The following is a 2,803-nucleotide window of genomic DNA, read 5'->3' as shown; positions in this document are numbered from 1 at the left end:
CTGCACTACCACATCGACCGCAACGACCCTCAGCGCGCCCCCCATGAAGACATCTGGCCTTGCCTAGCAGCAGATCCGCTTTGACCGTGATCGAAAACGCTTGCGTCGAGGTGCGGTATTGCAGCCCGATGATGCGGATGCTGACCTCGTCGCTCGCTTCATCATGCGATCGACGGTCCGGTCGCGAAGCAATTGCCGACGATTTATCTGAACCCGTCGACTGATCTCCAGGTTCAGAACAAAATGGCGGGCAGTCCCGTAAAGGATCGGCGTTACCGTGTGTGACATCGCTTCTTCCTTCCAATGCTGTGTTAACACCAGCGATTGGACGGATCGAGCGTGAAGCGATGAGCAGCGGACCGGGAATCTACCGTGAAAAGAGCGGGCGGCGAGACTGCGCTAGTTCAGGGCGCGCAGGTCCGAGGCCGGAATGATGGAGGCGCGCCGAAGGGTGGCTGCCGGATAGGTCTCGTCCTCGAGCAACTGCTCCGCCACGAATGATGGCTCGAGCTTGCGCAGCAACAGGGCCATCTCGTGTGCCTGCTCGAACTCGCCCTTCCGAGCGTGAAGTGCGATCAGGTAGCGCAGGGGCGGCTTGAACTGCGGACTTAGCGCATGTGCGATCTTGGCGCGACCTATCGCCTCGTCGATGCGGCTGTTCGCGGTTGCGGGAAGGCCGCAGGCCATCTCCCACCAATGCCGGTGTGGCGACAGCGCACCGATGCGACGCGCGCGCATCATGTCGACATGGGCTTCGGCCGACCGGCCCAGGTGTAGGTTTGCGGTGCACAGGGATAGCCACCCGAACGGGTTGGCCGGGTTCAGCGCGAGACTGCGCCGTGCCAGCTCGACCCCGCGCGCGATGTTGCCGGTCACGAGGAAGTCGGCATAGGACACGGCAGCGAGAACAATCGAATTCAGCGGTTCCAGCGCCAGCGCCTGCACCGAGAAGGCACGAACCTCTTCGACGGTGCTCTCCGCGCAGAACTCCTCTTGCCGTTCCACCAGCCGTATGATGCGCAAGAATATCCGCTAGGACAGGAAGAGGCCCGGCGCATCCGCCTCGAACGCTTTGGCGAGCAATCTGTCCGCCCGGTCCTGTTCGCGCCGGTCCGTCGAGAAGATCCAGCGCGACGCCATCAGGGCCAGCGCCGTCGGATCGGTCTCGACTATGTCTTCGCGCCACAGCAGGTCGCCGACGATATCGACCGCTTCGTTGGCAAGCTGCAGGATGCTCTCGTCATCGAGGGGCGGCGCGCCCCGCGATGGCAGGACGCGCGTCTCCGACCAGATGCGGCGTCTTGTCGGGCCTTCCTCGCATACGGCATGAAGGACTGCCCGGTCCCTGCCGATCGCCGCCTGGGCCGACAGCGACAACCGATCGCGCGCCGGCAGCGCGTCGCCATCGCAACTTGGTTCGACGGACAGCTGTTCCGACAGGCATTTCGCTACATTGGAAATGAAGACTTCCGAGAACAACCGATCCATTTCCGAGCAATCGCGTGGACGCTCGACAACGACGAACCGGTGTCTTGCGGCAGTCAAACTGCCGCCGCTCGCAGGGGCGGCGGTCCTGGCGCGATTGCTGCGCTCGACCGCTATCCAGGATTCGAACTCCGGATCTCTTACGTCGATCAAGGAATTCAGCGTCGCAGCTGTCAACGACCGTCACCCTTGCGGGGTCCAGGCGGACCAGCCGCCGGTCGGCTCTCACGATATCCGACTTGTCCCCAAGGCTCTTGCGGATTTCTGCCAGTGCCTGCCGCAGACTGGCCGCGCCCTGTTCGCGGCCCCGGTCGCTCCACAACTTGTCCTGCAACCAGATCCGGGTCCGTTCCCGCCTGGCACCGAGAGCGAGAAGCGCCAGCATGCCCTGCGCCTTTGCGCTGCGCGGTGTCAGACTGCGTCCGTCTTCCGCTTCAACTCGAAAACAACCGCTCAGAACGATTCTTATCGGCTGCGCCTCTGGAGAAGGAGGTGGACGAGAGGTTCGCGCGAAGAGAAATACGCCCACAATATTAGAGCATTCCGGGCCCGAAAGATAAACTGATCTGAAATAGCGTGAAAACCCCGTGAATCACGTGCCTCGGGCCGCCCCGAGGCTTGACGGACGACAGGCGCGGAAAAACCATGCGAAGTGAGCAAAGGAGGGGCTTATGGCGGGTCCCGGATTCTCGGGGTTGAGTGGATTGTCGGGCCTGAGCGGCCTAAGCGGATTGTCGGGACTTTCCGGCCTCTCGGGCCTGTCCTCGGCGCGTGATCACCTCTCTCACGCCGGCAGCGGCTCTTCTTCGCTGCTCAATGCGGCGCTGGTGACAACACGGTACGGAATTGCTGGGTATTGGCGGGGATCTGCCGACAAGAACAACGGCAAGCTACCCGACGACGGTCACGACGATAACATACTCTACCTCCGGCTTTCCACGCGCGGCAGGATGTTGGACCACGAGCTGGCCTCGATCGTGCGTGTCGAGGGCACCCACGGATACGCAAAGCTGTCCACCCTGGATTTCGGGCCGGCCATTTCGAGCGTGGATATCTTCGAGCTGGAGCGGCCGGGCAAACCTTTTCTTAAGGCCCAGCTCGAGCATTTGCGAACCTATGCGGATTTGCGACAGGACCGCATTGCGGAGGTCCAGATTCAGCAGGACGACATCATGTCGTTCTTTGGCGCGATCGGACTTATCGACGATCAGCGGCGGCTACGCACGTTCGAACTGCTCATGGCGGTTCTGCGGTTTGCGCAATACGTCGAGATGCGCATCACGCGGGGCCAGACCCTGAGCGTCAAGGCCGAGGTCTA

The 2,803-nt window shown here is 62.3% G+C and carries 2 protein-coding genes and 1 pseudogene; 1 reads left to right on the top strand and 2 read right to left on the bottom strand.

The features are described 5' to 3' along the window. Window positions 1-399 precede the first annotated feature (399 nt). Window positions 400-1,023 carry a hypothetical protein gene (locus tag WA989_RS03790; protein WP_424339184.1) on the bottom strand — a complete coding sequence of 208 codons (624 nt, stop codon included), beginning with the start codon at window positions 1,021-1,023 and terminating at the stop codon, window positions 400-402. A 9-nt stretch (window positions 1,024-1,032) separates the two neighbouring features. Continuing rightward, window positions 1,033-1,545 carry a hypothetical protein gene (locus tag WA989_RS03785; protein WP_424339183.1) on the bottom strand — a complete coding sequence of 171 codons (513 nt, stop codon included), beginning with the start codon at window positions 1,543-1,545 and terminating at the stop codon, window positions 1,033-1,035. Window positions 1,546-2,156: 611 nt separating this feature from the next. On the opposite strand from WA989_RS03785, the pseudogene WA989_RS03780 reads away from it, so the two are divergent. Continuing rightward, window positions 2,157-2,803: pseudogene (locus WA989_RS03780) on the top strand (hypothetical protein); the annotation flags it as partial.

It is taken from the genome of Henriciella sp. (assembly GCF_049649345.1).
Classification (GTDB): Bacteria; Pseudomonadota; Alphaproteobacteria; order Caulobacterales; family Hyphomonadaceae; genus Henriciella.
The sequence above is the reverse complement of the archived record's forward strand: the minus strand, read 5'-3'. Positions and strand labels throughout refer to the sequence as shown.